Raw genomic sequence first — 25406 nt, 5'->3', positions numbered from 1 at the left:
GGCACAACCGCGCAGGATCGCTCAGCCCCGGCCGATGGAGGGGGCATGAGGACGGGACCGCGCGGGCTCGTACGCGGTGCCGCCCGCGCTCTCGCCGGGCACGGGCGCCGCAGCGACCGGGTCGAGCTCACCGAGCGGCTGCGCGCCAGGGAGCGCCAGCAGGCGGTGGTGTCGGCCCTCGGGCAGTCGGCGCTGGCGAGCCGGGACACCCGGGCCGTGCTGGACGAGGCGGTGCGCGCCGTGGCGACCACCCTCGACCTGTGCATCGTGAACCTGGTGGAGCGTCGCCCGGACGGCTCGCAGGTGTTCGCCGCGACGTACGGCTGGGACCGGCGCCCGGGCGACCCCGCGCCGGCGGCCGGCGGCCCGGCCACCCAGGTCATCCGCGGCGGGGAGCCGCTCCTGGTCCGCAGCACCGAGGCGCTGCCGGCGCCGGCGCGGGCCACGATGGACGCGCTCGGCATCCGGAGCAGCGCGGCCGTCGTCGTGGCCGGCGACGACGGCCCGTGGGGCGCCCTCGTCAGCCACAGCAGCTCCCCGGACGCCTTCGGCCCGGACGACCTGCACTTCCTGCAGTCGGTGGCGAACGTGGTGGCCGCCGTCGTGGCCCGGGCGCGGGTCGAGCACGAGCTCCAGCTGCGGGCCACTCACGACGCCCTGACCGGCCTGCCCGGCCGCGAGCTGCTGCGCGAGCGGCTCAACGCCGCGCTGGCGGCGCAGGCAGGGCCGGTCGGGCTGCTCCTGCTGGACCTCAACGGCTTCAAGGACGTCAACGACTCGCTCGGGCACCACGTCGGCGACGACGTCCTGCGCCAGGTCGCCCCGCGGCTGCGCACGCCGCTGGACCCGCGCGACACCGTCGCCCGGCTGGGCGGTGACGAGTTCGCGGTCTGCCTGGCCGCGCCGCGGAGCCGCGAGGAGCTCCGCGACCTCACCGGCCGGGTCAGCGACGTGCTGCACGGGACGTACGAGACCCCGTTCGGGCCGGTGTCGCTCGGCGGGAGCGTCGGCGCCGCGCTCGCCCCGGACCACGGGCTCGACGCGCACACGCTGCTGCGCCACGCCGACCAGGCGATGTACCGCGCCAAGCGTGAGTCCACGGGCTGGGCGGTCTACGACCCCCGGCTCGACGAGGACCCGACCACCCGGCTGCGCGCGGTGAACGAGCTGCGGGCCGCGATCGCGCAGGGCCAGATCAGGCTGGCCTACCAGCCGGTCGTGCACCTGGCCACCGGGACCGTACGCAGTGTCGAGGCGCTCGCCCGCTGGACGTCGCCGACGCGCGGGCCGCAGTCCCCCGCCGACTTCGTCGCGCTCGCGGAGCGGTCCGGGCTGATCGGCGACCTCACCGACGAGATCCTGCGGCTCGCCTGCGAGCAGGCCGCCCGGTGGCTCACGGCAGGACGCGGGCTGGCGGTCGCGGTCAACCTGCCGGGCTCGGTGCTCGCCCAGCACGGCTACGCCCGGCGGCTCGCGCAGCGCCTGGAGCAGGCGGGCGTCCCCACCCGCCTGCTGCACGTCGAGGTCACCGAGACGACGCTCGTCAGCGAGGCCGCCGTGACGACCCTGCGCCACCTGGTCGACCTGGGGATGCGCGTGCTCGTGGACGACTTCGGCACCGGCTACTCCTCGCTCGGGCGGCTCAAGCAGCTGCCGGTGCAGACGCTCAAGATCGACCGCAGCTTCATCACCGGCCTGGCCGAGGACCGCGCCGACCTCGCGATCGTGCGCGCCGTCGTCGCCCTCGCCGACGAGCTCGGCCTGGACGTCGTGGCGGAGGGAGTGGAGACCCGGCAGGTCGCCGACGCGCTGGTCGCGCTCGGGGTGCCGCGCGCGCAGGGCTACCTGTACGCCCCTCCGCTGCCCGCCGCGGAGCTGGAGGCCCGGCTCGACGCCTGGCCGTCGTCCCGCACCGCCATGACCGAAATCGGGTAGCCGCCGGGGCCCGCCTCCCTCGATGGTTGCCCGGTGGCACACAGTGCGGCAGGCGTCGCAGCGGGGCCGGGAGCGGGCAGTGGCCTGCGGGCGCTGCCCCGGCCGTTCTGGGTCCTCTGGGCCGGCACGCTCATCAACCGGATCGGCCTCTCCGTCCAGCCGTTCCTGCTCTTCTACCTGACGACGGCCCGCGACCTGTCGGCTCCGCGCGCCGGCCTGGTCCTGACCTGCCTGGGCGCCGGCGCCTCCGTCTCGCAGATCGTCGGAGGCTCGCTCACCGACCGGCTCGGGCGCCGGCGGGTGCTCGTCGGCGGGCTGCTCGCGAGCGCGGGAAGCCTCGCCCTGCTCGGGGCGGCGAGAGGCCTCCCGGCCCTGCTCGCGGCGGCGCTGCTCGTGGGGGTCTGCGCCGACCTCCACCGTCCGGCCGCGAGCGCGCTCGTCGCCGACCTCGTCGCGCCCCCGGACCGCGCCCTCGCGTACTCGTTGCTGTTCTGGGCGATCAACCTGGGCTTCTCGATCGCCGGCGTGCTCGCCGGGTGGCTGGCGACCCGCGGGTACGCCCTGGTGTTCGCCCTGGACGCGGCGACCTGCGCGGTCTTCGCCCTGGTGGTGTGGCGCGGGGTCCCGGCGGACCGGCCCGGGCCGGGCACGGGTGGCGCCCCGGGCGCCGGCGGGTACGGCACCGCGCTGCGCGACCCGCTGCTCGTGGCCCTCTGCGCGCTGACGCTGCTGCAGTCCACGGTCTACATGCAGGGCTACGTCACGCTGCCCCTGGCGATGATCGAGGACGGGCTCTCGCCCCGGGCGTACGGCACGGTCATCGCGCTCAACGGCGTCGGGATCGTCGTCCTGCAGCCGCTGCTGCTGCGCTGGCTGGCCCGCCAGGACCGGCTCCTGGTGCTCGGCGGGGCCTCGGTGGTCATCGGCGTCGGCATCGGCGCCACCGCGCTCGCCGACTCCGGCGCCGGGTACGCCGCGACGGTCCTGGTGTGGACGGTGGGCGAGATCGGGACGGGGGGAGCGGGGCTGGCGATCATCTCCGAGCTGGCGCCGACGGCCGCGCGCGGCCGCTACCAGGGGCTGTTCGGGACGATGTTCGGGGCGGCGGCCCTCACCGCGCCCCTCGTCGGCACCGCGGTCTTCACCGGGCTCGGCGAGCCGGCGCTGTGGGGCGGCTGCCTGGTCACGGGCGTGCTCGTGGGCGCCGGGATGCTGGCGCTGGCCCCGGGGGTGCGCGCGCGGCGCGCGGCGCTGACCGCGGGCCCACCGGCAAGATCACGGCCGCTGCCGGAATGACCTGGCCCGCTGCGGGGGACGGCACAGGCCATGGAGCACTTCACGATCGCGACAGTCGCCGAGAAGAGCGCCGACTTCCGGCGCGTGCTGTGGACGGGCAAGCACAGCCAGCTCGTCATCATGACGATCCCGCCGGACGGCGAGATCGGCGAGGAGGTGCACGAGGACACCGACCAGGTGCTCACCTTCGTCAGCGGGGTCGGCGAGGCGCGCGTGGGCGGGCAGAAGAAGAAGGTCGAGCCGGGCGACCTCGTCGCCGTCCCGGCCGGGACGAAGCACAACTTCGTCAACACCGGCCCCAACCCGCTCGTGCTGTACACGGTCTACGGGCCGCCGGAGCACGCCGCCAAGGCCGTCCACCACACCAAGGAGGAGGCCGACGAGGCGGAGGAGTCGGGCAAGGACGAGCCGCCGACCTCCTGACCTCGGCGTCACGACGGGCGGCCCGCGGCGGGCCGCCCGTCCGTCGTCTCAGGGCGCGGCCCGCTCCACCAGCCGCGAGAGCACGATGACGCTCCTGGTGTGGTCGACCCGCCGGTCGCGCCGCACCCGCTCCAGCACGGTCTCCATGTGCCGGATGTCGCCGGCGCGCAGGTGCACGAGCGCGTCCGCCTCGCCGGTGACGGTGCAGGCGTCGACGACCTCGGGGATGCTCTCCAACGTCCTGCGCAGCCCGTCCGGGGAGACGTTGCCCGCGCAGAAGACCTCGACGTACGCCTCGGTGGCCCACCCCAGCACCGCTGGGTCCACGAGGGCGGTGAAGCCACGGATCACCCCGTCGGCGCGCAGCCGGTCGACCCGGCGCTTGACCGCCGGCGCCGAGAGGCCGACCTGCTGGCCGACCTCGGCGTAGCTCGCCCGGCCGTTCCGCTGCAGCGCGCCGAGGATCTCCTCGTCCGTCCGGTCAACCGTCACCGTGCCTCCTCGTGCAAGAGATCGACGCTCTTCGCCGGGACTGCGCAACGTTCCGCTGCCGCAACGGGCGCGAATCGTCATTGTGGGCCACCATGCGCGGCCCTAGCCTCGGAGCACGCGCCGCCCGGGCCACCCGGCGCGGCCGATGCCACCCGCACGAGGAGCGCCGTGACGACCAGCGACCTGACGGGCGGCCCCGGTGCCGGCGCCGTTGCCGGGCTCCGCATCCCCGCGCAGGCGGGCCGCGGCGGCCGCACCGCCACCCGCCGGCGCTACCTGATGTGCCCGCCGGACCATTTCACCGTCGCGTACGCGATCAACCCCTGGATGCGGCCCGGGACCGGGGTGGACGTCGGGCTCGCCCGGCGGCAGTGGGACGCGCTGCGCTGCACCTACCTCGAGCTGGGCCACGCGGTCGAGGTGATCGACCCCGTCCCGGGCCTGCCGGACATGGTGTACGCGGCCAACGGCGGGCTCGTGGTCGGCGGCCGCGCGCTGGGGGCCCGGTTCGTCCACGCCGAGCGCGCGGCCGAGGGGCCGGCATACCTCGAGTGGCTCGTCCGTGCCGGGCTGGAGGGGGCGCGCGAGCCGGAGCACCTCAACGAGGGCGAGGGCGACTTCCTCGTCGTCGGCGGCCTGATCCTTGCCGGCACCGGCTTCCGCACGTCGCCCGCCGCGCACGCGGAGGTGCAGGGCTTCTTCGGTCGCCGGGTGGTGTCGCTCGAGCTGGTCGACCCCCGCTTCTACCACCTCGACACCGCGCTGGCAGTGCTCGACGACTCCACCGTCGCGTACCTGCCCGCAGCGTTCAGCCGGAGCAGTCGGCAGGTTCTGGAATCACTCTTCCCTGATGCGCTCATCGCCGATGAGCGGGACGCGGCCGTCCTCGGGCTCAACGCGGTCTCCGACGGCCGGCACGTGGTGCTGGCCGCCGCCGCCACCGGACTGGTGGCGGCGCTGCGCGAGCGTGGCTTCGACCCCGTGCCCGTCGACCTGTCCGAGCTGCTGAAGGGCGGCGGCGGGGTCAAGTGCTGCACCCTGGAGGTGCGGTCGTGACGGCCGCGCGGGAGGCACGCTCCGCCGAGCACATCGCCCTCGCCGACGCGCACGCGGCGCACAACTACTCCCCACTTCCGGTCGTCGTGGCGGAGGCGGAGGGCGCCTGGGTCACGGACGTGGAGGGCCGCCGCTACCTCGACTGCCTCGCCGCGTACTCCGCCGTCAACTTCGGCCATCGCCATCCCGAGCTCGTCGCGGCCGCGAAGGCGCAGCTCGACCGGGTCACCCTCGTGAGCCGGGCCTTCCACAGCGACCGGCTCGCGCCGTTCGTCACCGAGCTCGCGGCGCTCGCCGGCAAGGACAAGGTCCTGCCGATGAACACCGGCGCGGAGGCCGTGGAGAGCGGCATCAAGGTCGCGCGCAAGTGGGCGTACGAGGTGAAGGGGGTCCCGCAGGACGCCGCGAACGTCGTCGTGGCCGGCGGGAACTTCCACGGCCGGACGATCAGCATCGTCAGCTTCTCCGACGACCCGGCAGCGCGGACCGGCTTCGGGCCCTACACGCCCGGGTTCCGGCGGGTGCCGTACGGCGACGCGGCCGCGCTCGGCGCCGCGATCGACGCCGACACCGCCGCCGTGCTGCTGGAGCCGGTGCAGGGCGAGGCGGGCGTCGTCATCCCGCCCGCCGGCTATCTGCAGGCCGCCCGCGCCCTCTGCGACCGGGCCGGCGCGCTGCTCGTCGCGGACGAGGTGCAGTCCGGGCTCGCCCGGACCGGCAGGACCTTCGCCTGCCAGCACTTCGGCGTCGTGCCGGACGTCTACCTGCTCGGGAAGGCGCTGGGCGGCGGCATCCTGCCCGTGTCCGCCGTCGTGGCCGACGACGAGGTGCTCAATGTGCTGCACCCGGGTGAGCACGGCTCGACCTTCGGCGGCAACCCGCTGGCGTCCGCCGTCGGCCTCGCGGTCGTGCGCCTGCTGGCGACCGGCTACTACCAGGAGCGCGCGGCTGCACTGGGCGCCCGGATGCGCGAGCGGCTCGACGCGCTGGTCGGGCACGGCGTCGTCGGGGTACGCAGTCTCGGGCTCTGGGCGGGGGTCGACATCGACCCCCGGCTCGGCACGGGCAAGGAGGTCTGCCTGCGGCTCGCCGAACGCGGCGTCCTGGCCAAGGACACCCACGGCTCCACCATCCGGCTGGCCCCGCCGCTCGTGGTCGAGCCGCACGAGCTCGACTGGGCGGTGGAGCAGCTGCGCGTGGTGATCGACGAGGTCGGCCGCGCCCGGGCGTCCTAGCGGCCATCCCGCGACATGTCCGACGGGGTCCCTTTTGTCGCCCGCAGGATGCGGCTAGCCTGCGACCGTTCAACCGCGAAGAGTTAACGCCTTTGAAACCACCAGAGGCTGCGGGACGAGCGGCGCGGAATCTAGCGTGCTCGCCGCACGGCTGGATCCAGCCGTGCCCACATCCCGGGGGGTCTTCCGTCGGCGGAGCACGCGCCGGTCGGCCTCCCCGAGCCGAAGGGATCTGCCCATGACACGTGGGACAGGGCGACCGGACGCGTTGCAGGGTCGGGGGCTCCGGACGCGCGGGCTCCGGCTCGCCGTGCCCGCGATCGCGGCCGTGGTCGCGGGCGCGATGCTGCCGCTTCCCGGCACCAGCGCCGATGCGGCGACGACCGCCAGGAGCGTGTGGAAGGACGTCTCCGACTCGCCGGCCGCGACGTACGAGGGGAAGCCGGCGGCCCTCGAGCCCGAGGAGTTCAACGCCGTCACGCTCGACCGGGCCGGCATCTCCACCGTCCTCGACGCCGCGCCCGCCGAGGGGCCGTCGATCACCGGGTCGGTCCTCGTGCTCCCCACACCCGACGGGAGCTTCGCACGTTTCACGATCAACGAGTACTCGATGATGGAGCCGGGGCTCGCCGCGAAGCACCCGGGGATCAAGACCTACAACGGCGTCGGTGTGGACGACCCGACGGCGACCGTGCACGCCGACCTCACCTCGCTCGGCTTCCACGCCTCCGTGCGCAGCGACGAGGGCGCCTGGTACGTCGACCCGTACTACAAGAACGACCAGAGCCTCTACATCAGCTACTTCGGCCGGGACCTGCCCGAGCCCGCGCCCGGAACCTTCATCGAGCGGGACGGCGCGGGGCTGGCCTCCGCGGCGGCCGTCGTCGGGGCGGCCGACGTCGAGGCGAGCGCCGGGCCGAGCATCGGGTCGGTGCTGCGGACGTACCGGCTGGCGCTCGTGACGGACCCGTCGTACGCAAACTACTTCGGCGCCGCGAACGTCACCTCCGCGAAGGTCACGCTCATGAACCGGGTGAACCAGGTCTACGAGGACGACCTGTCGATCCGCCTGGTGCTCATCGCGCAGAACGACGTGCTCAACTTCAACACCGCCGCGCAGACGACCGGCGCGAACGGGCCCTGTGGCGCGGCGCCGTGCTACACGACGGTGACGACGTGCAACGGCACCCTGCTCAACCGGAACCGCATCGTCATCGGGCAGCTCGTCGGCGCCAGCAACTACGACATCGGCCACATCGCGCTGGGGCTCAGCGGCGGCGGCGTCGCGAGCGCCGGCGTGGGCGCGAACGTGAAGGCCAACGGCTGCACCGGCCTGCCGAACCCGGTCGGTGACTACATGGCCATCGACTACGTGGCCCACGAGATGGGCCACCAGTTCTCCGGCAGCCACACCTTCAACGGCGTGCAGCGCAACTGCTCCGCGGGCAACCGCTCGGTCAATGCGTCGGTGGAGCCGGGCTCCGGCTCCTCGATCATGGCGTACGCCGGCATCTGCTGGCAGGACGACCTGCAGCCGCACAGCGACCCGTACTTCCACGCGTTCAGCCAGGAGCAGATCACCGGCTACGTCACCCGTGACCTGGCGCCGCTCAACGAGGTGCAGACCGTCTCGCTGCGCGACTTCGACACCGACGGCAACGACGCGTTCCAGCTGATCGTGAACGGCCAGCCGACAGCGCCGATCGTCCGCGGCGTCAACTACAGCGCCGCGGGGATCAAGGAGGCGCTGGAGTCCTCGCCGGGCTGGCCGGCGGGCGGCGTCGCGACCGTCGCCGGGTTCGCGAACGGCACCTTCAACGACACCGGGTTCCAGGTGACCTTCACCGGCACGCTCGCCGGGGTGAACGTCGAGCAGATCGGGATCGCGTTCCTGCCCGGGTCCTCCGGCTTCGTCGGCGAGACGGCGAAGGGCGGCCCGGCCGACAACAAGGGCTGGACGATCACCCCGACCGGCAACACGCCGCCGGTCGTCACCGTCGCGGGCAGCGAGTTCACCATCCCCTACCAGACCCCGTTCGTGCTGACCGGCGACGCCACGGACGCCGACGGCCAGCAGCCGATCTTCCTCTGGGAGCAGATGGACATCGGCGTGACCCCCGCGACGCCGACCACCCCCGCGGTGACCACGGGCACCTCGCTGGTCAACAACATCAAGCGCAACGGCCCGCTGTTCCGGACGTTCGGCACCCGCGCCAACGTCACCCCGGCCAACACGCTGCTCTACCACTCGCCCGGGCAGAACATCGCGACGACCGACCCGACCCGGGTCTTCCCGGACATGGCGCAGATCCTGGCGAACAACACCAACGCCAGGACCGGGGCCTGCCCACCGGCACCGCCGCTGCCGCCCAACAACGCGACGCCGCCGCCGGTCGACCTCGCCATCGTCGAGTGCTTCTCCGAGTTCCTGCCGACGCCGGTCTACACGACGCCCATGCACTTCCGGCTCACGGCTCGTGATCAGGTCACCGGAAGCGCGAGTCAGGACACCACCGTCAACCTGGCGCCCGGCACCGGCCCCTTCCTGGTCACCTCGCAGGCCACCGCGGCGCCGGTGAACTACGAGAACGCCCTCCCGGTGACCTGGGACGTCGCCGGCACGGCGGGCGCCCCGATCAACGCCACGGACGTCCGGATCAGCCTCTCCGTGGACGGCGGGGCCACCTTCCCGTACGTCCTGGCGGAGTCCACGCCGAACGACGGCTCCGCGTCGGTCGCGCTTCCGGCGGTCGGAACCACGCAGGCCCGGGTCAAGGTCGAGGCCGTCGGCAACATCTTCTTCGACGTCAACGACGCCGACTTCACCGTGCGGGCGTCGCTGGCCACCGTCGCGTCGACCCTCGACGCGCTCGTGGGCTCCGGCGACCTGGCCGCCAGCCTCGGCCGGGACGTGCGGGAGCTGCTGCTCGCCGCGCAGGTGGCGGACGCGAGCGGCGACAGCGCGACGGCCACGCAGCGCCTGCGCGAGCTGCAGGCCGTGCTCTACACCGCCTCCCCCAGCAAGCTGTTGCAGGGCGGGCTGACGCAGCTGACCACGCTGCTGGCCCCGTGGGTCTCGCCGGAGCCGGGGCTGTTCGCGTTGCTCTCGGCGGTCGGCGAGCAGGCGCGTGCCGGTGGCGTCGCACCGTCGGTGGCCCGGGCGTACCTCGCGGCCGTGCTCGACGCGTGGGGCGAGGTGGACGCCGGTGACACGGCGGGCGCCACGGCCGCCCTGCAGGCGCTGCGCGCGCAGGTCGAGGCGGCCGCACCCGGCAAGGTGACGGCGGCGGCGCGCACCGCGCTGCTGACGGCGGTCGACGGGGCCCTCGCCGGCCTCTGACCGCCCGCTGCACCGTCGCGGCCCCCGTACCCGTCCCGGGTGCGGGGGCCGCGCGGCCTGCCGCCCCCGGCGCGAGAGTCCGCGCAGGGGCGGGAAAACCGGCTGACGCCTCCAGCCGCCGCGGCTAGCGTCGGGATCATGACCAGCGCACCATCCGGGCCGCGATGACCGTGGACCGACAGCACCTCGTCTTCGACGCCGACGACACGTTGTGGGAGAACAACGTCCTCTTCGAGCGCGCCATCGACGACTTCATCGCGTGGATGGCCCATCCCACGCTCGAGCCGACGGCGATCCGCACGATCCTGCAGGACATCGAGCGGGCCAACTCGACGGCCCACGGCTACGGCAGCTCGGTCTTCCTGCGCAGCCTGCACGACTGCTTCGAGAAGCTCTCGGAGCGCCCCGCCGACGACGCGGCCCGCGCCTCGATCGAGGCCTTCGTCCAGCGCCTCCGCTCGGGCCAGGTCGAGCTGATCCCGGAGGTCGAGAGCACGCTGGCGACACTCGGTCGCCGGCACGACCTGCTGCTGCTCACCAAGGGCGCGGTCGAGGAGCAGCAGCGCAAGATCGACGCCTCCGGGCTCGCCGGCTACTTCCGTCGCGCGGTCGTCGTGCCGGAGAAGGACCCCGAGGCGTACGCCGCGCTCGCCGCCGCCGAAGGGCTCGACCCGGCCCGCAGCTGGATGATCGGCAACTCGGTCAAGTCCGACGTCAACCCCGCCCTGGCCGCCGGCTTCGGCGCGGTCTTCGTCCCGAACGCCAGCACCTGGGCCCTGGAGCACGCCGACCTGCCGGACCCGCTGCCGGCGCGGTTCCACGAGGTCGCGCGCTTCCCCGAGCTGCTCGGCCTCTTCTGACCCCCACCCAGCGGCCGCTCCTCACCCTCCACCCACCCCTCTCCCACCCCCGAGGCGGGGGGCAGAGGGGTGGGCGCGGGAGGGTCAGCTCAACGGCAGAAGGGGCGTGCCCCCATCGCGCTCAGGATGCCGTTGACGACGTGCTCCTCGAAGAACGGGTCGCCCTCGAGCGGGGTGTCCGTCCAGGCCGCGACGTCGTGGCCGAGGGACGTCACCCAGGAACGGCCGCCGTCGTAGTACTGGCACCAGGAGACGGGGTGGTCGCGGCCCATCCCCGGGTGGCCGTTGAAACCCACGGCGTTGCCGGCCGAGGCCTCGTCCATCTGCAGCAGGACGCGCACGTCCGACGGCTCGGGGACGAGGTTGTACCACTCGTCCGTGAAGCGCCACTCCCGCGGGAGCGCCGACGTGGACACGTCACGGCGGTTGACGGTACGCACCAGCCCGGGGCGGTTCGGGCCGTGGTCGTAGAAGTTCGCTCCGCCCAGCAGCCCCTGGAACCACGGCCAGTGGTACTCCGCGCCGAGGGTGTTGTGGATGGCCACGAACCCGCCGCCGGCGCGCACGTACTGCATCAGGCCGGTCTGCGCCGCGTCGTCGAGGATGTCGCGGGAGTTGCTGAGGAAGACCACCGCGTCGTACGGCAACAGCCTCCCCGGCGAGTCGAGCTGGGTGACGTCCTCGGTCCAGTCGACCGAGAAGCCGTGCTTCTGCCCCCACTGGATCACCCGGCGCTGGGCGACGTTGCCCTCGACCAGCGGGGGGTTCTTGCCCGGCCCGAGGAGAGGGCCGAGGTGGGCGTGCCGGGACACGCCCGTCCGGCTGTAGACCAGCACCTTCCACACGCCGTCGGCGCGGAACGGTGTCGGCCACTCGTGGTAGCACCTGGGGTCCGTCCCCCGGCAGACGCCGTAGTCGGCGACCTCGTCGTCGTCCCTTCCCCAGCGCTCGTGGCTCCCGTCCGCCGAGGACGGCCCCGGAAGCCCCACGAGCAGTGCCCCGAGCAGGGCGCACGCGGTGGCGAGCATCCCCGCCGTCGACCGCCTGCCCATGTCAGCGCCCGTACTCGGTCATGCGGCGGTACTGCTGGCCCACCTCGACCTTGGTGAGGGCCCGGTCGAGGAACATCAGGCTGTCCATCCGGCAGTTGCACGGGTTCCGCTCGGACAGGTCCTGCGGGAAGCTGCCCCCGATCTTGATGCCGCGCGGGTCGGTCGGCGAGGTGAGGTACGGCCGCGGGCCGGTCCCCTGCCACGGGTTGCCCGCCGCGGTGTAGGACCCGGGGATCGGCTTGCCGTTGCGGTAGAGGGCCATCGCCCCGGAGTCGAAGTCGAACGTCGCGGCCAGGTGGACCCACTCGCCCTGCGGGAGCAGGGTTCGCCAATCAGCGTTCGCCGCGTAGGTCCTCGACGCCCCGGTGTCGACCCGGCGCCCCAGCGCGACCAGCCGCAGGGTGCCGTTGACGTCGATGAGCTCGAGCAGCGCGCGGACCGCATGACCGTCGGAGTTGCCGGTCAGCACGCCTGCCAGGCCGATGGCGTTGTAGTAGTCGTCCGGGTTCGGGGTGTTGGTGTTCGGGCTCGGCCCCTCGCCGGTCATCTTGAACCATCCCATGACCGTGGTGCTCTGCACCGCGTTGAAGGCGCGCAGCGAGGGGACGCCGGTGGGCGAGTAGACGCCGGCCTTCCAGGCCCCCCGTCCCGCGGCCGGGTCGGCCTGCTGCACCTGCAGGGAGTTCCGGCTCGCGCGGAAGGCACCGTCGCGCATGCGCATGTCGTCGCCCCCGTTGACCAGGGCGATGTCCGTGCCGGACAGCCCCTGGTCGTCCTCCTTCGCCGAGTCACCGGCGACGGGGTGCTCGAAGTCGTAATACGCCTGCAGGTCACGCGCGACGTTCGGGTGCACCACCGCGTCGCGCTCGAGGCGCTGGACGCCGACGACCTTCCACACCTTCCCGTTGGCCTTCGCGATCAGGTAGAGCTCGCCCTCCGCGTCCCGGCCGAACCGCAGGTCCACGCGGTTGTCGCCGGCGAGGATCGGCATGGACGTCTCGCGCCCGTCCGTCGTGAACACGGCGAGCTCGTGCATCGGCGCCAGCTCCCCGCTGCCGCGCACCATCTTCGCTTCCTCGGTGTAGAAGATCCGGCCGTCGACGAGGTCGCCGAAGATGTACGTCCCGCCCAGCTTGCCGAGCTTCTTCCCCCGGTAGACGTAGCCGCCGCTGACCGCATGGCCGACGTCCGCGGTGCAGGAGTAGCCGGGCGGCGGGTCGTGGTCGTACGCGGCGACCGGGTAGGTGAAGCCGTAGGACTCGTCGTCCTCGGGCAGGCTGTAGAGGTTGCAGCGGTCGGTCTTGTCGTAGCGGAACGGCCCCTCGCGCTGCGGCCAGCCGAGGTCGTCGCCGGCACGCACGTCGTACACGGCCTCGAGGTCCTTCTCGCCGATGTGGCCCATGAACATGCGCTTCCTGCCGCCCGGGTCCCAGCTGAACCGGTGCGGGTCGCGCATGCCGATGGCGAAGATCTCGCCCAGGGCGCCCGCCTGCCCGACGAACGGGTTGGCGGCGGGGATGCCGTACCGGCCGTTCGCGCTGTCCCGGCCGAGCGGGTCGACACGCAGGATCTTCCCGTGCGGCACGGCGAGGTCCTGCGGGTCGTCGTTGCCCACGGCCGCGCCCAGCCCGCCGTCGCCGGCGGCGATGTAGAGCAGGCCGTAGTCGTCGTCACGTGGGGTGGCGTTGGGGTTGAAGTCGATCTGCTGGATGCCGTGGATCTGGCCCCCGAAGCCGAGGCGGAGCACCTCGCGCCGGGTGCCGCTGAAGACGTCGGCGGCCGGGTCGGTGGCCCTCCACTCGGTGATGACGCCGTGGAAGATCGTCCCCCGCTGCGGCGTCAGGTCCGGGGTCTTGGTCGTCAGTGCCCCGAAGGCCTCCGTGTGGACGGTGTAGAAGAGCCCGTTCGCCCCGAAGGCGGGATGGAAGGCGGCGAAGCCGAAGCCCTGGCCGAGGCCGCGGCCGGAGAAGAAGTCGGCCCCGACCGCCTCGCGGACGTCGAGGTACTCCCATGGCTCACCGTCGTCGTCGAGCATGTAGAGCGAGCCGTTGAGGTCGGGGACGTACAGCCGGCCCGAGCCGTCGCGGACCTCCGCGAGGTTGTTGATACGCGCGTGCCGCATCAGCCGGACGTCGGTCGGCGCCGGCACCGGCTCGGACTTCGGGAACTGCGCGAACTCCTCGACGACGAGCCCGAGGCGCGGCGCGGCCGCCTCCTCCGGGACCGGGTCCGTCAGGACGACGCTCGCCGCCGCCGACACGTCCGGGGCCGCGCCGCTCGACGCCGCGGTGACCGGCACGAGAAGGGCTGCCGCCGCGACGGCCGCAGCCGGGATCAGGTGTTTGGGCTTCCTCATTGCACCCACCGTTCGGAGAGAGTGATGTGGTGTGCGTAAGCGCTTACGCGGAAGTTACGCGCGTGTTTCCCGTAAAGTCAATGGCGTTGGGGGCTCAGAGGTAGGGCTCGACCAGCTCGACGTACCGGCGGGCCATGGTGGCCAGGACCCGGTCGCCGGGCGCCGCCCAGACGTCGGCGTTGAAGATCTCGACCTCCACGTCCCCCGAGTAGCCCGAGCGGGCCACGGCCGTCGTGAAGGACGCGAAGTCGACGTGGCCGTCGCCCATCATCCCGCGCGCCAGCAGCGTGTCGGCCGGCAGCGGGGTCACCCAGTCGCAGACCTGGTAGCTGACGATGCGCTCGCCGGAGGACTCCAGCAGGGCGTGCACGCCTGGCTCCCACCACAGGTGGAACGTGTCGACGACGACGCCGACCTCGTCCGGTGCGTGCGGCGCGGCGAGCTCGAGAGCCTGCGCCAGGGTGGAGACGACCCCGCGGTCCGCGGCGTAGACGGGGTTCATCGGCTCGATGCCCAGCACGACGCCGCGCTCGCGAGCGTACGGCACCAGCGTCGCGACCGCCTCCGCCACGCGCGCGCGGGCCGCGGCCAGGTCGCGGTCCCCCGGCGGCAGCCCGCCCGGCACGAGCACCAGGGTGCGCGCGCCCAGCTCCGCCGCCTCGTCGATCGCGGCCCGGTTCGCAGCGACCGCCGCGGCCCGGCCGGCCCCGTCGCTCGCCGTGAAGAACCCACCCCGGCACAGCGAGGAGACGCGCAGCCCGGACTCGCGCACCCAGCGGGCCGCCCGCCCCAGGCCGACCTCCGCCACCGGCTCGCGCCAGAGCCCGACCGCGGGCAGCCCCGCCGCGCGCGCGCCGTCCAGCGCCTCCCGCAGGCTCCATCTCGCGGTGGTGCGCTGGTTCAGCGACAGCCGGCCCAGGCGGGCGTCCCCCGGCTGCGGCGTGGACACGCGGGCGGGCGCGCCACCAGGGACGTCCGACTCGACCTCGGCGGCCAGGCCCGTCACGGGACCGCCCCCGCCGTCCGCAGCAGGAGGGTGACCCGCTCCGCGGCGAGATCGGGGTCGGGCAGGAGCTGTGCCTCGTTCGCCAGCTCGAAGGCGCGCGCGAGGTGGGTGATCGAGCGGGCCGACTGCAGGCCGCCCACCATCGTGAAGCCGGGCTGGTGACCGGAGACCCACGACAGGAATGCGATTCCTGTCTTGTAGTAGTAGGTCGGGGCCTGGAACAGGTGCCGGGACAGCGGCAGCGTCGACGTCATCTCCGCGTCGTACGTCGCACCGTCACCCGCGTCCAGCGCGGCGAGTGCCGCGCCCGCCGCGGGCGCCACCGCGGCGAACGCGCCGAGCAGCGCGTCGGAGGAGTGCGTCCCGTCCCCGCGGATGAGCTCGGGGTAGTTGAAGTCGTCGCCGGTGTAGAGCCGTACCCCGGGCGGCAGGGCCGCGCGTAGCCGTCGCTCGTGGCCCGCGTCGAGCAGGGAGACCTTGACCCCGTCGACGTGCTCGGCGTGGTCGTGGACGAGCCCGAGGAACGCCGCGGTCGCGGCCGCGACGTCGGCCCCGGCCCAGTAGCCGCGCAGTGCGGGGTCGAACATCTCGCCGAGCCAGTGCAGGATCACCGGCGACCCGGCGAGCGGGACGACACGGTCGTAGACCCGGCGGTAGTCGTCGGGGGTGGCGGCGAGCGCTGCCAGCTGGCGGGAGGCCATCACGATGACCTGCGCGCCGGTCGAGGCGACGAACTCGACCTGCTCCGCGTAGGCCTCGGCGACGTCGTCGAGCGTCCGCAGGTCGGGCCGGTGGTCCGTCCCCGCCCCGGCCGCGATGCGCGCGCCGAGCGCCAGCGCCTGCCCGCTGCTCCGGCGCACCAGCTCGCGGACGGCGGCCCAGTCCAGCCCCATCCCGCGCTGCGCGGTGTCCATCGCCTCCGCCAGGCCCAGCCCGTAGCGGAACAGGTGCCGGCGGAACGCGAGTGTCGACTCCCAGTCGACCACGGCCGGCGCGCCGGGCACGTTCTCCCCGAGCGGGTCGGCGACGACGTGGGCCGCAGCGAACGCGACCCGCTCCCGGAAGCCGCCCGGGTGCTCGGGCCAGGCCCGGGGCTCGCGCAGTGCCACGGCCCTCCACCCGGACGTCCCCGGCAGCTGGACGGTCCCGCCGCGGTGGCGGACCGCCGCCTGCGTCACGGGGCCACCGTGCCGGCCGTCGCCATGGGGACCCGCACGCCCTCGGCGGAGGAGCGCAGCCCGGCCTCGACGAGCTGCAGCCCGCGTACACCCGCCCGGAAGTCGTAGGGATGGGGGCGCCCGGCGTCGACGTCGCTCAGGAACTGCTCCCACTGGGCGCGGAAGCCGTTGCCGAAGACCTCGTTGTCGGGGACCTGCTGCCACTGGCTGCGGAAGTCCTCGGTCGTCGGCAGGTCCGGGTTCCATACCGGTTTCGGGGTCAGCACGCGCGGTTGGACCCTGCAGCCGAAGAGCCCGGCGACAGCGGACCCGTGCGTCCCGTCGACCTGGAACTCCACCAGCTCGCTGCGGTCCACGCGCACGGCCCACGAGGAGTTGATCTGCGCGATGACTCCGCCGGAGAGCTCGAAGATGCCGTAGGCCGCGTCGTCCGCGGTGGCCTCGTAGGACTCGCCCTGCTCGTCCCACCGGCGCGGGATGTGGGTGACGGCTCTCGCGGTGACCGCCTCGACGGCGCCGAAGAGGTTCTCCAGCACGTAGTTCCAGTGGCAGAACATGTCCAGGACCATGCCGCCGCCCTGGTCGGCCCGGTAGTTCCAGCTCGGCCGCTGGGCCGGCTCGAGGTCGCCCTCGAAGACCCAGTAGCCGAACTCGCCGCGCACCGAGAGGATCCGCCCGAAGAACCCCGCGTCGATCAGCTTCTTGAGCTTGCGCAGGCCCGGGAGGTAGAGCTTGTCGTGGACGACCCCGGAGATGATGCCGGCCGAGTCGGCGGCGTCCACGAGCTCGAGGCCTTCGGCGACCGTCTCCGCGATGGGCTTCTCGGTGTAGACGTGCTTGCCCGCCGCAGCGGCCTTGAGGATGGCCTTGGTCCGCTCGCTGGTGACCTGCGCGTCGAAGTAGACGGCGGCCGTGTCGTCGGCCAGCACTGCGTCCAGGTCCGTCGAGAACTCCGCGACCCCGTGCAGGTCGGCGATCGCGGCCAAGCGGTCGGCCCGCCGCCCCACGAGAACCGGCTCGACCTGCAGCCGGGAGCCGTCGGGCAGGAGGACCCCGCCGTCGTCCCGGATCGCCAGGATCGACCGCAGCAGGTGCTGCCGGTAGCCCATGCGACCCGTGACGCCGTTCATGATGATGCGCACCGTGCGCTGTGCCATCGGACTGCTCACCTCTCGTCGGGGACGGTCGTCACGGGACGCCCACCCAGGTAGATCTCGCCGAGCCGCCGGTCGGCGAGGAGGTCCGGCGCCGGCCCGGACAGATGCACCCGGCCCAGGTCGAGCACGCAGCCGATGTCGGCCGTCTCCAGTGCCCGCCGGGCGTTCTGCTCCACGATGAGGACGGCGACGCCCGCCTCGCGCATGCGGGCCACCTGCTCGAAGACCGTTGTCGTCGTCTTCGGGTCCAGCCCCATGGACGGCTCGTCGAGGAGCACGACCTTCGGGCTCACCATCAGGGACCGGGCGAACTCCACCTGCTTCTGCTGGCCGCCGGACAGCAGCCCCGCCAGGGCGTCCCAGCGCTCGCCCACCACCGGGAAGAGGCGCTGGACGGCCGTCACGCGCTCGGCGACGACCGATCGGTCCCGCACGCTGTAGGCCCCGAGCATGACGTTCTCCGCCACGGTCATCTCGCGGAAGACGCTGTGCCCCTGCAGCACGTGGGCCATCCCCGAGCGCAGCATCTGCTGCGGGCCCTGGCCGGTCACGTCCACCCCGTCGACGACGACGCGACCGGACCGCGGCTTCAGCAGCCCGCTGGCGACCTTGAGGACGGTGGACTTGCCGGCGCCGTTGGGGCCGACGAGGCAGACCACGGACGCGGGCGGGACCCGTACCGTCAGCCCGCGCAGCACCATGGCCGCCCTGCCGTAGCCGGCCTGGACGTCGACCAGCTCGAGGAGGTACTCAGACGCCAAGGTAGGCCTCCAGCACGCGTGGGTCCGCCTGCACGGACCAGGGCGGCCCCTCGGCGATCGGCCGCCCGCGGTCGAACACGACGACGTGGTCGGACAGGCTCATCACCATCTCCATGTTGTGCTCGACGATGAGGAAGGTCTTGCCCTCGGCGTTGAGCTCGCGGACGAGGGTGCCGATGCGGCCGATGAGCGCCGGGTTCACGCCGCCGGCGGGCTCGTCGAGCAGGATCGTCTCGGGGTCCGCCATGAGCACGCCGGCGAGCTCGAGCAGCTTCTGCTGCCCGTAGGACAGGTTGCGGGCCTCCAGGCCCTCCACGTGGTCCAGCCCGACGCGCGCCAGCCAGCCGCGGGCGCGGTCGACGAGCTCGCGGTCGTACGCGCCGGACAGCAGCGTGCGCAGGGTGCGGGCCCGCGCCGCCACGAGGACGTTCTCCAGCGCCGTCATCCGCGGGAAGACCCGGCAGAGCTGGAAGCTGCGCCCGATGCCGGCGGCGGCGACCCGGTGCGGCGCCCAGCCGGTGATCTCCTTGCCGCGGTACGTCACCCGGCCCGTGTCCGGGCGGATCATCCCGGTCACGCAATTGAAGAACGTCGTCTTGCCCGAGCCGTTCGGCCCGATGAGGGCGTTGACCCGGCCGTGGTGGAAGGTCACCGACGCGTCGTTCACCGCGCAGACCCCGCCGTAGCTCTTCGTCAGCCCGGTCGTCGCCAGCCCCGGCTCGACCGCGCCGGCCCCGGCGGCCGCGGAGGCGAGCTGCCCGGCGCTCATCGGGCCGCCTCCGAGCGGGCTGCGGTGCGCTGCCCTTCGGCCGGGCCCGGCTGCCCGGGCATGCCCTCCCGTCCGGAGTCCTGCGCGAGCAGCTCCTCGGCCGTCACCTCGCGGATCGAGCTCTGGCCGGGCCCCAGCCGGCGCAGCAGGTCGCCGAGGAACGGCAGCATGCCGTCGGGCATGAAGAGCACGACGAGCGCGAGCAGCAGGCCGGCCGCGACGAGGTGGAACTGCGTGTCGCCGAACTCGAGCTTGAAGTACTCGAGCGCGGAGCCGACGACCACCGCTCCGACGACCGGGCCGAACAGGTTGCGGATGCCGCCCAGCAGCGCCATGAGCACCATGTAGGACCCGACGAGGATGGAGAACTGGAAGATGGGGTCGAGGTCGCCGAACCAGAGCGCGTAGAGCCCGCCCCCCAGCGCGGTGAACGTCGCGGAGACGACGAACGCCACCAGCTTGTAGGCGAAGGTGGGCACGCCCAACGACTGGGCCTTGTCCTCGTCCTCGCGGATCGCCTTCAGCCCCATCCCGAAGCGGGAGCGGTCGATGGCCCACCAGGTCAGCAGCGCCAGGCAGAGCAGGGCCGCGAACAGGTAGTAGAAGACCAGGTGGTGCTCGGGGCGCAGCAGGCCGGGGAAGGGCCGCGGCACGTTCAGGCCGTTGGACCCGCCGGTGAAGGACGCCCAGCTCTGGAAGACCAGGAGCAGGATGAGCACCAGCGCGATGGAGACGATGACGAAGGACGCGCCGCGCACGCGCAGCGCAGCGATCCCGATGGGGACCGCGAGGACCGCGACCGATGCCGCGGCGAGCACGAGCGCGCCGAAGCTCGGCACGTCCGCCTTGGTGACGAGCAGCCCGGTGCCGTACGCCCCGAGCCCGAAGTACGCCGCGTGCCCCAGCGAGATGTAGCCGGTGAACCCGCCCATGAAGTTCCACGACGTCGCCAGCACGGCGTAGTTCGCGACGACCACGCCGGCCGAGAGGATGTACGCGTTCGGGGCCAGGACGGGGAAGGTGAAGACGAGCGCCGCGGCGGCGAGGAGCAGACCCCAGCGGGCGGCCCGCAGCGCGGAGGGGTCAGAAACGCTGCGCAAGGCGTCCTCCGAAGAATCCCTGGGGACGGACCATGAGGGTCGCGAAGAGCGCGACGTAGAAGACGGTCTGCGCCCACGTGGTGCCCATCTCGAGCTGCAGCAGGCTCTGCAGGATCCCGAGCGCCATCGCGGCGATCGCCGCGCCGGGGATGCTCCCCAGCCCGCCCACGACGATGATGGCCATGAGCGGCCCGATCCAGTGCCAGTGCAGGGACGGGTAGATCGTGGAGTCGAGCGCCAGCGCTGTGCCGCCGACGGCCGCCGTCGCGAGGCCGAGCCCGAAGCCGTAGCCCGCCACGCGGTCGGTGTCGATGCCGACCAGCGCGGCGGCGTCGCGGTGCTGGATCGTCGCCCGCAGCGCCTGGCCCAGCCTGCTCCGCTTGAGCAGCAGGTAGAGCCCGAGCAGCGCGGCGGCTGCCAGGCCGAACGCGATGAGCTTCACGACCGCGACCCGCGCCCCGAAGAGCTCCAGGCTCGACCCGCTGTAGCCGAGCTGGATGCGGCGCTGCGTGCCGCTGAACACGTAGCCGAGCAGGCCCTCGATGACCAGCGCCACGGCGAAGGTGAGCAGCACCGACATCATGGTGAGGGTGACCGGGCTGAGCCGCCGGATCAGCAGACGCTGCATGAGGACGCCGGCCACGAAGAAGAGCGGGACGGTCAACGCGAGCGAGAGCAGCGGGTCCAGCCCGGTCCTGTCGTTGAACCACCACGCGAGGTAGGCCGCGAGGATGAGGAACGCGGAGTGCGCGATCATCACCACCCGCATCACCCCGAAGTAGAGCGTGAGGCCTGCGGCGAGCAGGGCGTACAGGCCGCCCAGCAGGACGCCCAGGACCAAGCTCTGGAAGACCAGCTGCGGGGAGGTCACGGGGGCGTCACCACGCCGGCTTCGGGAACAGGAAGTCGGCTTCCTTCTGGTCCTCCGGGAGGACGATCTGGATCTCCCCGTCGACGTACTGCTGGATCAGGTGGGCGGCCTCCGGCCGGCCGACCTCGTCCCACGACAGCGGCCCGACGACCGTCTCGACCGTGTTGTCGCGCAGCCAGTCGATGAGACGCTGCTGGCAGTCACCCTGCTCTGCGCAGCCCACGGCCTCCACCGCCGCCGCCACGACCTGCCCGGTGGTGTAGGCGTTCGCCTCGTCCTCCGAAGGAGGGTTCCCGAATTGCGCGGTGTACTTCTCCACGAACTCGACGTTGCTCGGGTAGTCGGCCTTGGTGGTGTAACCGGTGGGGGACAGGATTCCCTCGGTCTTCTCGCCGATCGCCTTCGAGAACTCGGGATTCGTCGGCGCGGTCGAGAATGCCGCCATCTTCGGCTGGTAGTCCAGCTGCTGCAGTGCGACGATGAGGTTGACGGCGTCCTGGTACTGCGAGCCGCCGACCAGCATGTCGGCCTTCGCGTCCGCGATCTTGGCCGCGATGCTGCTGAAGTCCGTGGTGTTGGGCGGGTAGACCTCGTCCGCGACCGTCCTGATGCCGCCCGCCTCGAGCTTCTCCTTCAACCCGTACGCCGTGCCCTGCGCGAACGGGTCGTCCATCGCCGCGTACGCGACCGTCTTCGGGCGTTGGCCCTCCGGCATCGCGAGGATGTGCTCGGCGAGGTAGTTGTAGTGGTCGTTCGCGACCGCGGGCGCCGCGTAGAAGAGGTTGTCGAAGCCCTGTTCGAAGACCTCCGCCGCGGCGCCGGCCGGCTCGACGAAGAGCATCCCGTACTCCTTCGCCACGCGGGCGGAGGGCACGACGAGGCGGGTGGAGAAGGGCCCGAAGACCAGGTCCACCTCGTCCTGGGCGATGAGGGACTCGTAGTCGGCGACGACCCGGTCGGCGTTCGACTGGTCGTCCAGGACCTTCAGCTCGACCTGGCGCCCGAGCAGGCCTCCGGAGTCGTTGACGATCTTCGCCCAGGCCTCGTAGCCGCGCTGCACCCCCTTGCCCGGCTCGGAGAAGTCGCCGGTCAGCGGGAGCGAGACCCCGATGGTGATCGGCTCGGTCGTGTCGCCGCCCCCTGCGTCGGACTCGTCGGACGATGCGTTGTCCACGGCCGAACAGGCGCTCATCAGGAGGGCGCAGATCCCAACACCCGCTGCGATGCGCAGGCGGGAACGGCTCGACTGCATACGCGTAGCTCCTCGTCGTCGAGGTACGTAAGCGCTTTCGTAGCGCGCTCGTACACTAGGACGGCCCGTCGGTGCGGGCAAGGGACACGGCCCGGCGAATCGGACGAATTTCGGAGGTGGGCGCGATGCCACGGTCGGGCGCCAGCACGCGGCTGATCGACGTGGCCGAGCGCGCGGGCGTCTCCATCGCGACGGCGTCACGCTCGCTGCGGGGGCAGGACGGCGTCAGCGAGGCGGTCGCCGCCCACGTCCGCCAGGTCGCCACCGACCTCGGCTACGTCGTCAACGTGCACGCCCGGACGCTCGCCGGGGGGTCGACCTCCATCGTCGGCCTCATCGTGCACGAGATCGGTGACCCGTACTTCTCCGAGATCGCCAGCGGTGTGGTGCACCTCGCCACCGCCCGCGGGCTCACGGTGCAGATCTGCCACTCCGGGCGTGACCCCCTCACCGAGCTCTCCCAGATCCGGACCCTGCTCGCCCACGGCACCCAGGCCGTGCTGATCGCCGGCTCGGGCTACGTCGACCCCAACCTGCAGGCGGAGGCGGACCGGGAGCTGCGGGCGTTCCAGGCAGCGGGCGGCCGCGCCGCCGTCATCGGACGGCACTTCCTGCGCACCGACGCCGTGCTCCCCGCCAACGTCGCCGCCGGCGACGCGATCGCCGAGCACGTGCTCTCGCTCGGGCACCGGCGGATCGCCGTGGCCGCCGGCGCCCCCATGCTGACGACGGTGGAGGACCGGGTCGCCGGGGTCCGTACCGCCTGCGCCCGGCACGGCCTCGCGCCGGAGGACGTCCCGGTCGTCCACTCCGCCTTCACGCGGGACGGGGGCCGGGAGGCCGCCGAGCAGATCCTGGACGAGCACCCGGGAACCACGGCCGTCCTGGCCCTCAACGACGTGATGGCCATCGGCGTCCTCTCGACGCTGCGGGCGCGCGGCGTCTCGGTGCCGGCGGACGTGTCCGTCGTGGGGATCGACGACATCGCGGTCGCCGCAGACCTCGCGCCCGGCCTCACGACGGTCCGGCTGCACATGACCCAGCTGGGCGAGCTGGCTCTGGCGATGGCCCTGAAGCCGCCGTCGTCACGCCCGCGGCGACGGTCGAGCGGGCACGAGCTGGTCGTGCGCGACTCCACCGCCCCGCCGCCGGGCCACCGCGGCTGAGTCAGCCGGGCACGAGGCCGTCGTCGACGAGGCGCTCGCCGAGCAGGGCCAGCAGACGTGGGGCGTCGGCTATGCAGACGGCGACGTCGGGCTCGAGGTCGGTCAGCGCGTACGCCGCCTCGACGCCCGCCGCGCGCAGCAGGTCGTCGCCCAGCGACCGCCTCCCGCACACCCCGACCACGCGGGCGCCGGCCCGCCGCGCGGCGGCGGTGACGCCCATCACCGCCTTGCCGTGCAGCGTCTGCTCGTCGAGCGACCCCTCGCCCACGACGACCAGCCCGGCGCCCTCCACCCGGTCGGCGAAGCCGACGAGCTCGAGCACCAGCTCGACCCCGGGGCGGAGCGCCGCACCGAGCAGCGCGACGGCCGCGTACCCCACACCACCCGCGGCGCCCGCCCCCGGCGCTCCGCGCACGTCGCTCCCGGTGGCCGCGGACACCACGTCCGCCCACCGGGTGAGCGCGCCGTCGAGGAGCTCGACGTCGGCCGCCGAGGCGCCCTTCTGCGGCCCGTAGACCACGGCGGCACCGGCCGGACCGGTCAGCGGGTTGTCGACGTCGCAGGCGACGACCACCTCCGCCGTCACGAGCCCAGGGTGCAGGCTGCTCAGGTCCAGCCGGTCGAGCCCGGCCAGGGCGGCGCCGCCCGGGCCGAGCTCGTGGCCCGAGGCGTCCAGCAGGCGGGCGCCCAGGGCCTGCAGGAGGCCGGCGCCCCCGTCGGTGCTCGCGCTGCCGCCGATACCGAGGACGACCCGGCGGCAGCCGGCGTCGAGCGCGGCCCGCACCACCAGGCCGGCCCCGGCCGTGCTCGCGGTCAGCGGGCGCGGGGCGCCGCCGGGCAGCCGGGCGAGGCCGCAGGCGTCCGCGAGCTCGACGATCGCGGTGCCCCCCGCACGGGCGTACGCGGTGACGACCGGCTCGCCCGTCGGGCCGGGCACCGTGACGGGCACCCGCTCCCAGCCGGCCCGCAGCGCCGCGGCCAGCGTGCCGTCACCACCGTCGGCCACGGGAGCGTCCACCACGTCGAGGCCGGGCAGGCGGGCCAGCAGCCCCCGACGCAGCGCGGCGGCGACCTCATCGGCCGTCGCCGAGCCCTTGAACTTGTCGGGGGCGAGCACGACGCGCGGGCTGCGGCTCACGGGACCAGCAAACCAGAACGGGTGACGCCGAGATGCTCCACGACCCTCCGGTGTGTCCCCTTCGCCCGCTGATTTGTCACGCCGCCGTCATGGACCCCGTCGCACGCCTGTCGATAGCAATGGACCCGGCGACGAGCCTGTCGTCATTCAACGGGAGGTGTGACGAACGTGATTTCGCGACAGCGACTGGCGCCGGTGGCGCTCGCGGGCGTGGCGGCGGTCGCGCTGGCGGGTGGCCTCGCCGCCCCCGCGCACGCCGCGAGCAACAAGCCGGCGGCGACGACGACGGTGGACTCGTGCAAGGCCACGTACACGCTGAACGGCTCGTGGAAGGGCCGCAGCACCGGCTTCACCTCGACAATCCGGTTCTGGAACACCGGCACCGCGCCCATCACCGACTGGACGCTCCAGTTCACCTTCTCCGGCTCGGGGCAGCAGGTGGCCAAGCTGTGGAGCGCGGACTGGACGCAGAGCGGCTCGACCGTGACGGCCAAGCCGCTGCACTTCAACCAGACGATCCAGCCGGGCAAGCAGCTGACGATCGGCTTCATCGCCAACGGGGTCAGCGGCAACCCGACGAGCGTCACGCTGAGCGGGACCGCCTGCGGCGAGACGGCCTCCAGGGGCCGGGCGAGCACCGGGCTGGCGGGCACCCTCAGCCAGATGGTCGAGGGCTACGCCGCGTCCGGCGACCTGCGCGACGGGCTGCTGAAGTCGGTCCGCAACCGGGTGCAGCAGATCCAGCGCGACGAGGCGCGGGACAACCAGAAGCTCGAGATCTACCACCTGCGCCAGTTCCTCAAGCAGTTCACCTACAAGCGCGGCCAGGAGGACATCACCGCGGGCGCCCGCACGGAGCTGCAGAGCTTCGCCCGCACGATGCTGAACGGCCTCCTCTGACCGTTCGTTGAAGCGCTCTTCGCCGAAGGTGCCGACGTTCGTTCGCACGTCGGCACCTTCGGT

General features: G+C 73.1%; 21 protein-coding genes. 9 read left to right on the top strand and 12 right to left on the bottom strand.

Annotation, left to right across the window (positions count from 1 at the left end):
- The first annotated feature begins 45 nt into the window (after positions 1–45).
- The 3 genes from G9H72_RS14855 to G9H72_RS14845 are packed head-to-tail and all read left to right on the top strand — an operon-like array spanning position 46 to position 3654.
- The gene (locus G9H72_RS14855) at positions 46–1935 is read left to right on the top strand and encodes a putative bifunctional diguanylate cyclase/phosphodiesterase (protein WP_166172425.1); all 1890 of its coding nucleotides are present in this window, start codon (positions 46–48) and stop codon (positions 1933–1935) included.
- 33 nt (positions 1936–1968) lie between these two features.
- Complete coding sequence (locus tag G9H72_RS14850; protein WP_331272328.1) at positions 1969–3231, top strand: MFS transporter; 1263 nt, start codon at positions 1969–1971, stop codon at positions 3229–3231.
- A 30-nt stretch (positions 3232–3261) separates the two neighbouring features.
- Positions 3262–3654 (top strand): cupin domain-containing protein, encoded by a 393-nt coding sequence (locus G9H72_RS14845; protein WP_166172423.1) that lies wholly within the window; start codon positions 3262–3264, stop codon positions 3652–3654.
- Between the two features lie 48 nt (positions 3655–3702).
- Here G9H72_RS14845 and G9H72_RS14840 read toward each other — a convergent pair whose 3' ends face one another.
- A complete protein-coding gene (locus G9H72_RS14840; protein WP_331272327.1) occupies positions 3703–4146 on the bottom strand; it encodes an Lrp/AsnC family transcriptional regulator in 444 nt (147 codons plus the stop codon).
- A 279-nt stretch (positions 4147–4425) separates the two neighbouring features.
- Here G9H72_RS14840 and ddaH point away from each other — a divergent pair, with 279 nt between their 5' ends.
- The 4 genes from ddaH to G9H72_RS14820 all read left to right on the top strand — a co-directional run bounded on the left by ddaH (position 4426) and on the right by G9H72_RS14820 (position 10637).
- Entirely contained in the window at positions 4426–5202 is a 777-nt protein-coding gene (gene ddaH / locus G9H72_RS14835) for a dimethylargininase (protein ID WP_166172640.1), read from the top strand.
- On the top strand, positions 5199–6437 hold the full coding sequence (rocD, locus tag G9H72_RS14830) for an ornithine--oxo-acid transaminase (protein WP_331272326.1): 1239 nt from the start codon (positions 5199–5201) through the stop codon (positions 6435–6437). Before ddaH ends, rocD begins: the two co-directional genes overlap by 4 nt.
- A 238-nt stretch (positions 6438–6675) precedes the next feature.
- The gene (locus G9H72_RS14825) at positions 6676–9777 is read left to right on the top strand and encodes a M12 family metallo-peptidase (RefSeq protein ID WP_231127059.1); all 3102 of its coding nucleotides are present in this window, start codon (positions 6676–6678) and stop codon (positions 9775–9777) included.
- A gap of 164 nt (positions 9778–9941) precedes the next feature.
- The gene (locus G9H72_RS14820; protein ID WP_166172417.1) at positions 9942–10637 is read left to right on the top strand and encodes an HAD family hydrolase; all 696 of its coding nucleotides are present in this window, start codon (positions 9942–9944) and stop codon (positions 10635–10637) included.
- An 89-nt stretch (positions 10638–10726) separates the two neighbouring features.
- Here G9H72_RS14820 and G9H72_RS14815 read toward each other — a convergent pair whose 3' ends face one another.
- The 10 genes from G9H72_RS14815 to G9H72_RS14770 form a co-directional block, all read right to left on the bottom strand.
- Positions 10727–11689 carry a ThuA domain-containing protein gene (locus G9H72_RS14815; RefSeq protein WP_166172415.1) on the bottom strand — a complete coding sequence of 321 codons (963 nt, stop codon included), beginning with the start codon at positions 11687–11689 and terminating at the stop codon, positions 10727–10729.
- 1 nt (position 11690) lies between these two features.
- On the bottom strand, positions 11691–14045 hold the full coding sequence (locus G9H72_RS14810; RefSeq protein ID WP_166172413.1) for a PQQ-dependent sugar dehydrogenase: 2355 nt from the start codon (positions 14043–14045) through the stop codon (positions 11691–11693).
- 94 nt (positions 14046–14139) lie between these two features.
- Complete coding sequence (locus tag G9H72_RS14805; protein WP_331272325.1) at positions 14140–15051, bottom strand: sugar phosphate isomerase/epimerase family protein; 912 nt, start codon at positions 15049–15051, stop codon at positions 14140–14142.
- On the bottom strand, positions 15048–16229 hold the full coding sequence (locus tag G9H72_RS14800) for a DUF993 family protein (protein ID WP_331272324.1): 1182 nt from the start codon (positions 16227–16229) through the stop codon (positions 15048–15050). Before G9H72_RS14800 ends, G9H72_RS14805 begins: the two co-directional genes overlap by 4 nt.
- Positions 16226–17386, bottom strand: a complete 1161-nt coding sequence (locus G9H72_RS14795) for a Gfo/Idh/MocA family protein (RefSeq protein ID WP_196791241.1) — start codon at positions 17384–17386, stop codon at positions 16226–16228. The genes G9H72_RS14800 and G9H72_RS14795 overlap by 4 nt, the downstream gene beginning before the upstream one ends.
- Positions 17387–17394: 8 nt before the next feature.
- Entirely contained in the window at positions 17395–18087 is a 693-nt protein-coding gene (locus tag G9H72_RS14790) for an ABC transporter ATP-binding protein (protein ID WP_166172632.1), read from the bottom strand.
- Positions 18088–18136: 49 nt separating this feature from the next.
- Complete coding sequence (locus G9H72_RS14785; protein ID WP_166172411.1) at positions 18137–18916, bottom strand: ABC transporter ATP-binding protein; 780 nt, start codon at positions 18914–18916, stop codon at positions 18137–18139.
- Positions 18913–20016: a branched-chain amino acid ABC transporter permease gene (locus G9H72_RS14780; RefSeq protein WP_166172409.1), complete on the bottom strand. Its 1104-nt coding sequence runs from the start codon at positions 20014–20016 to the stop codon at positions 18913–18915. The genes G9H72_RS14785 and G9H72_RS14780 overlap by 4 nt, the downstream gene beginning before the upstream one ends.
- Entirely contained in the window at positions 20000–20887 is an 888-nt protein-coding gene (locus tag G9H72_RS14775; protein ID WP_166172407.1) for a branched-chain amino acid ABC transporter permease, read from the bottom strand. The genes G9H72_RS14780 and G9H72_RS14775 overlap by 17 nt, the downstream gene beginning before the upstream one ends.
- A 7-nt stretch (positions 20888–20894) precedes the next feature.
- Positions 20895–22079: an amino acid ABC transporter substrate-binding protein gene (locus tag G9H72_RS14770; protein WP_166172405.1), complete on the bottom strand. Its 1185-nt coding sequence runs from the start codon at positions 22077–22079 to the stop codon at positions 20895–20897.
- Positions 22080–22264: 185 nt separating this feature from the next.
- On the opposite strand from G9H72_RS14770, the gene G9H72_RS14765 reads away from it, so the two are divergent.
- Positions 22265–23305, top strand: coding sequence for a LacI family DNA-binding transcriptional regulator (locus G9H72_RS14765; protein WP_166172403.1), 1041 nt, complete (start codon positions 22265–22267; stop codon positions 23303–23305).
- A 1-nt stretch (position 23306) separates the two neighbouring features.
- Here the strand turns inward: G9H72_RS14765 and G9H72_RS14760 are convergent, their stop codons facing one another.
- Positions 23307–24443 (bottom strand): glycerate kinase, encoded by a 1137-nt coding sequence (locus G9H72_RS14760; RefSeq protein WP_331272323.1) that lies wholly within the window; start codon positions 24441–24443, stop codon positions 23307–23309.
- A gap of 168 nt (positions 24444–24611) precedes the next feature.
- On the opposite strand from G9H72_RS14760, the gene G9H72_RS14755 reads away from it, so the two are divergent.
- Complete coding sequence (locus tag G9H72_RS14755; RefSeq protein WP_166172401.1) at positions 24612–25343, top strand: cellulose binding domain-containing protein; 732 nt, start codon at positions 24612–24614, stop codon at positions 25341–25343.
- Positions 25344–25406 lie beyond the last annotated feature (63 nt).

This window comes from Motilibacter aurantiacus (genome assembly GCF_011250645.1).
GTDB classification, from domain to species: Bacteria; Actinomycetota; Actinomycetes; order Motilibacterales; family Motilibacteraceae; genus Motilibacter_A; species Motilibacter_A aurantiacus.
The sequence above is the reverse complement of the archived record's forward strand: the minus strand, read 5'-3'. Positions and strand labels throughout refer to the sequence as shown.

Excerpts from the sequence above, each read along its gene's own strand:
- G9H72_RS14770 (WP_166172405.1), bottom strand. The coding sequence starts at position 22,079 with ATGAGCGCCTGTTCGGCCGTGGACAACGCATCGTCCGACGAGTCCGAC.
- G9H72_RS14825 (WP_231127059.1), top strand. The coding sequence starts at position 6,676 with ATGACACGTGGGACAGGGCGACCGGACGCGTTGCAGGGTCGGGGGCTC.
- G9H72_RS14790 (WP_166172632.1), bottom strand. The coding sequence starts at position 18,087 with ATGGTGCTGCGCGGGCTGACGGTACGGGTCCCGCCCGCGTCCGTGGTC.
- G9H72_RS14845 (WP_166172423.1), top strand. The coding sequence starts at position 3,262 with ATGGAGCACTTCACGATCGCGACAGTCGCCGAGAAGAGCGCCGACTTC.
- ddaH (WP_166172640.1), top strand. The coding sequence starts at position 4,426 with ATGTGCCCGCCGGACCATTTCACCGTCGCGTACGCGATCAACCCCTGG.
- G9H72_RS14820 (WP_166172417.1), top strand. The coding sequence starts at position 9,942 with ATGACCGTGGACCGACAGCACCTCGTCTTCGACGCCGACGACACGTTG.
- G9H72_RS14765 (WP_166172403.1), top strand. The coding sequence starts at position 22,265 with ATGCCACGGTCGGGCGCCAGCACGCGGCTGATCGACGTGGCCGAGCGC.
- G9H72_RS14785 (WP_166172411.1), bottom strand. The coding sequence starts at position 18,916 with ATGAGCGCCGGGCAGCTCGCCTCCGCGGCCGCCGGGGCCGGCGCGGTC.
- G9H72_RS14795 (WP_196791241.1), bottom strand. The coding sequence starts at position 17,386 with ATGGCACAGCGCACGGTGCGCATCATCATGAACGGCGTCACGGGTCGC.
- G9H72_RS14810 (WP_166172413.1), bottom strand. The coding sequence starts at position 14,045 with ATGAGGAAGCCCAAACACCTGATCCCGGCTGCGGCCGTCGCGGCGGCA.
- G9H72_RS14855 (WP_166172425.1), top strand. The coding sequence starts at position 46 with ATGAGGACGGGACCGCGCGGGCTCGTACGCGGTGCCGCCCGCGCTCTC.
- G9H72_RS14815 (WP_166172415.1), bottom strand. The coding sequence starts at position 11,689 with ATGGGCAGGCGGTCGACGGCGGGGATGCTCGCCACCGCGTGCGCCCTG.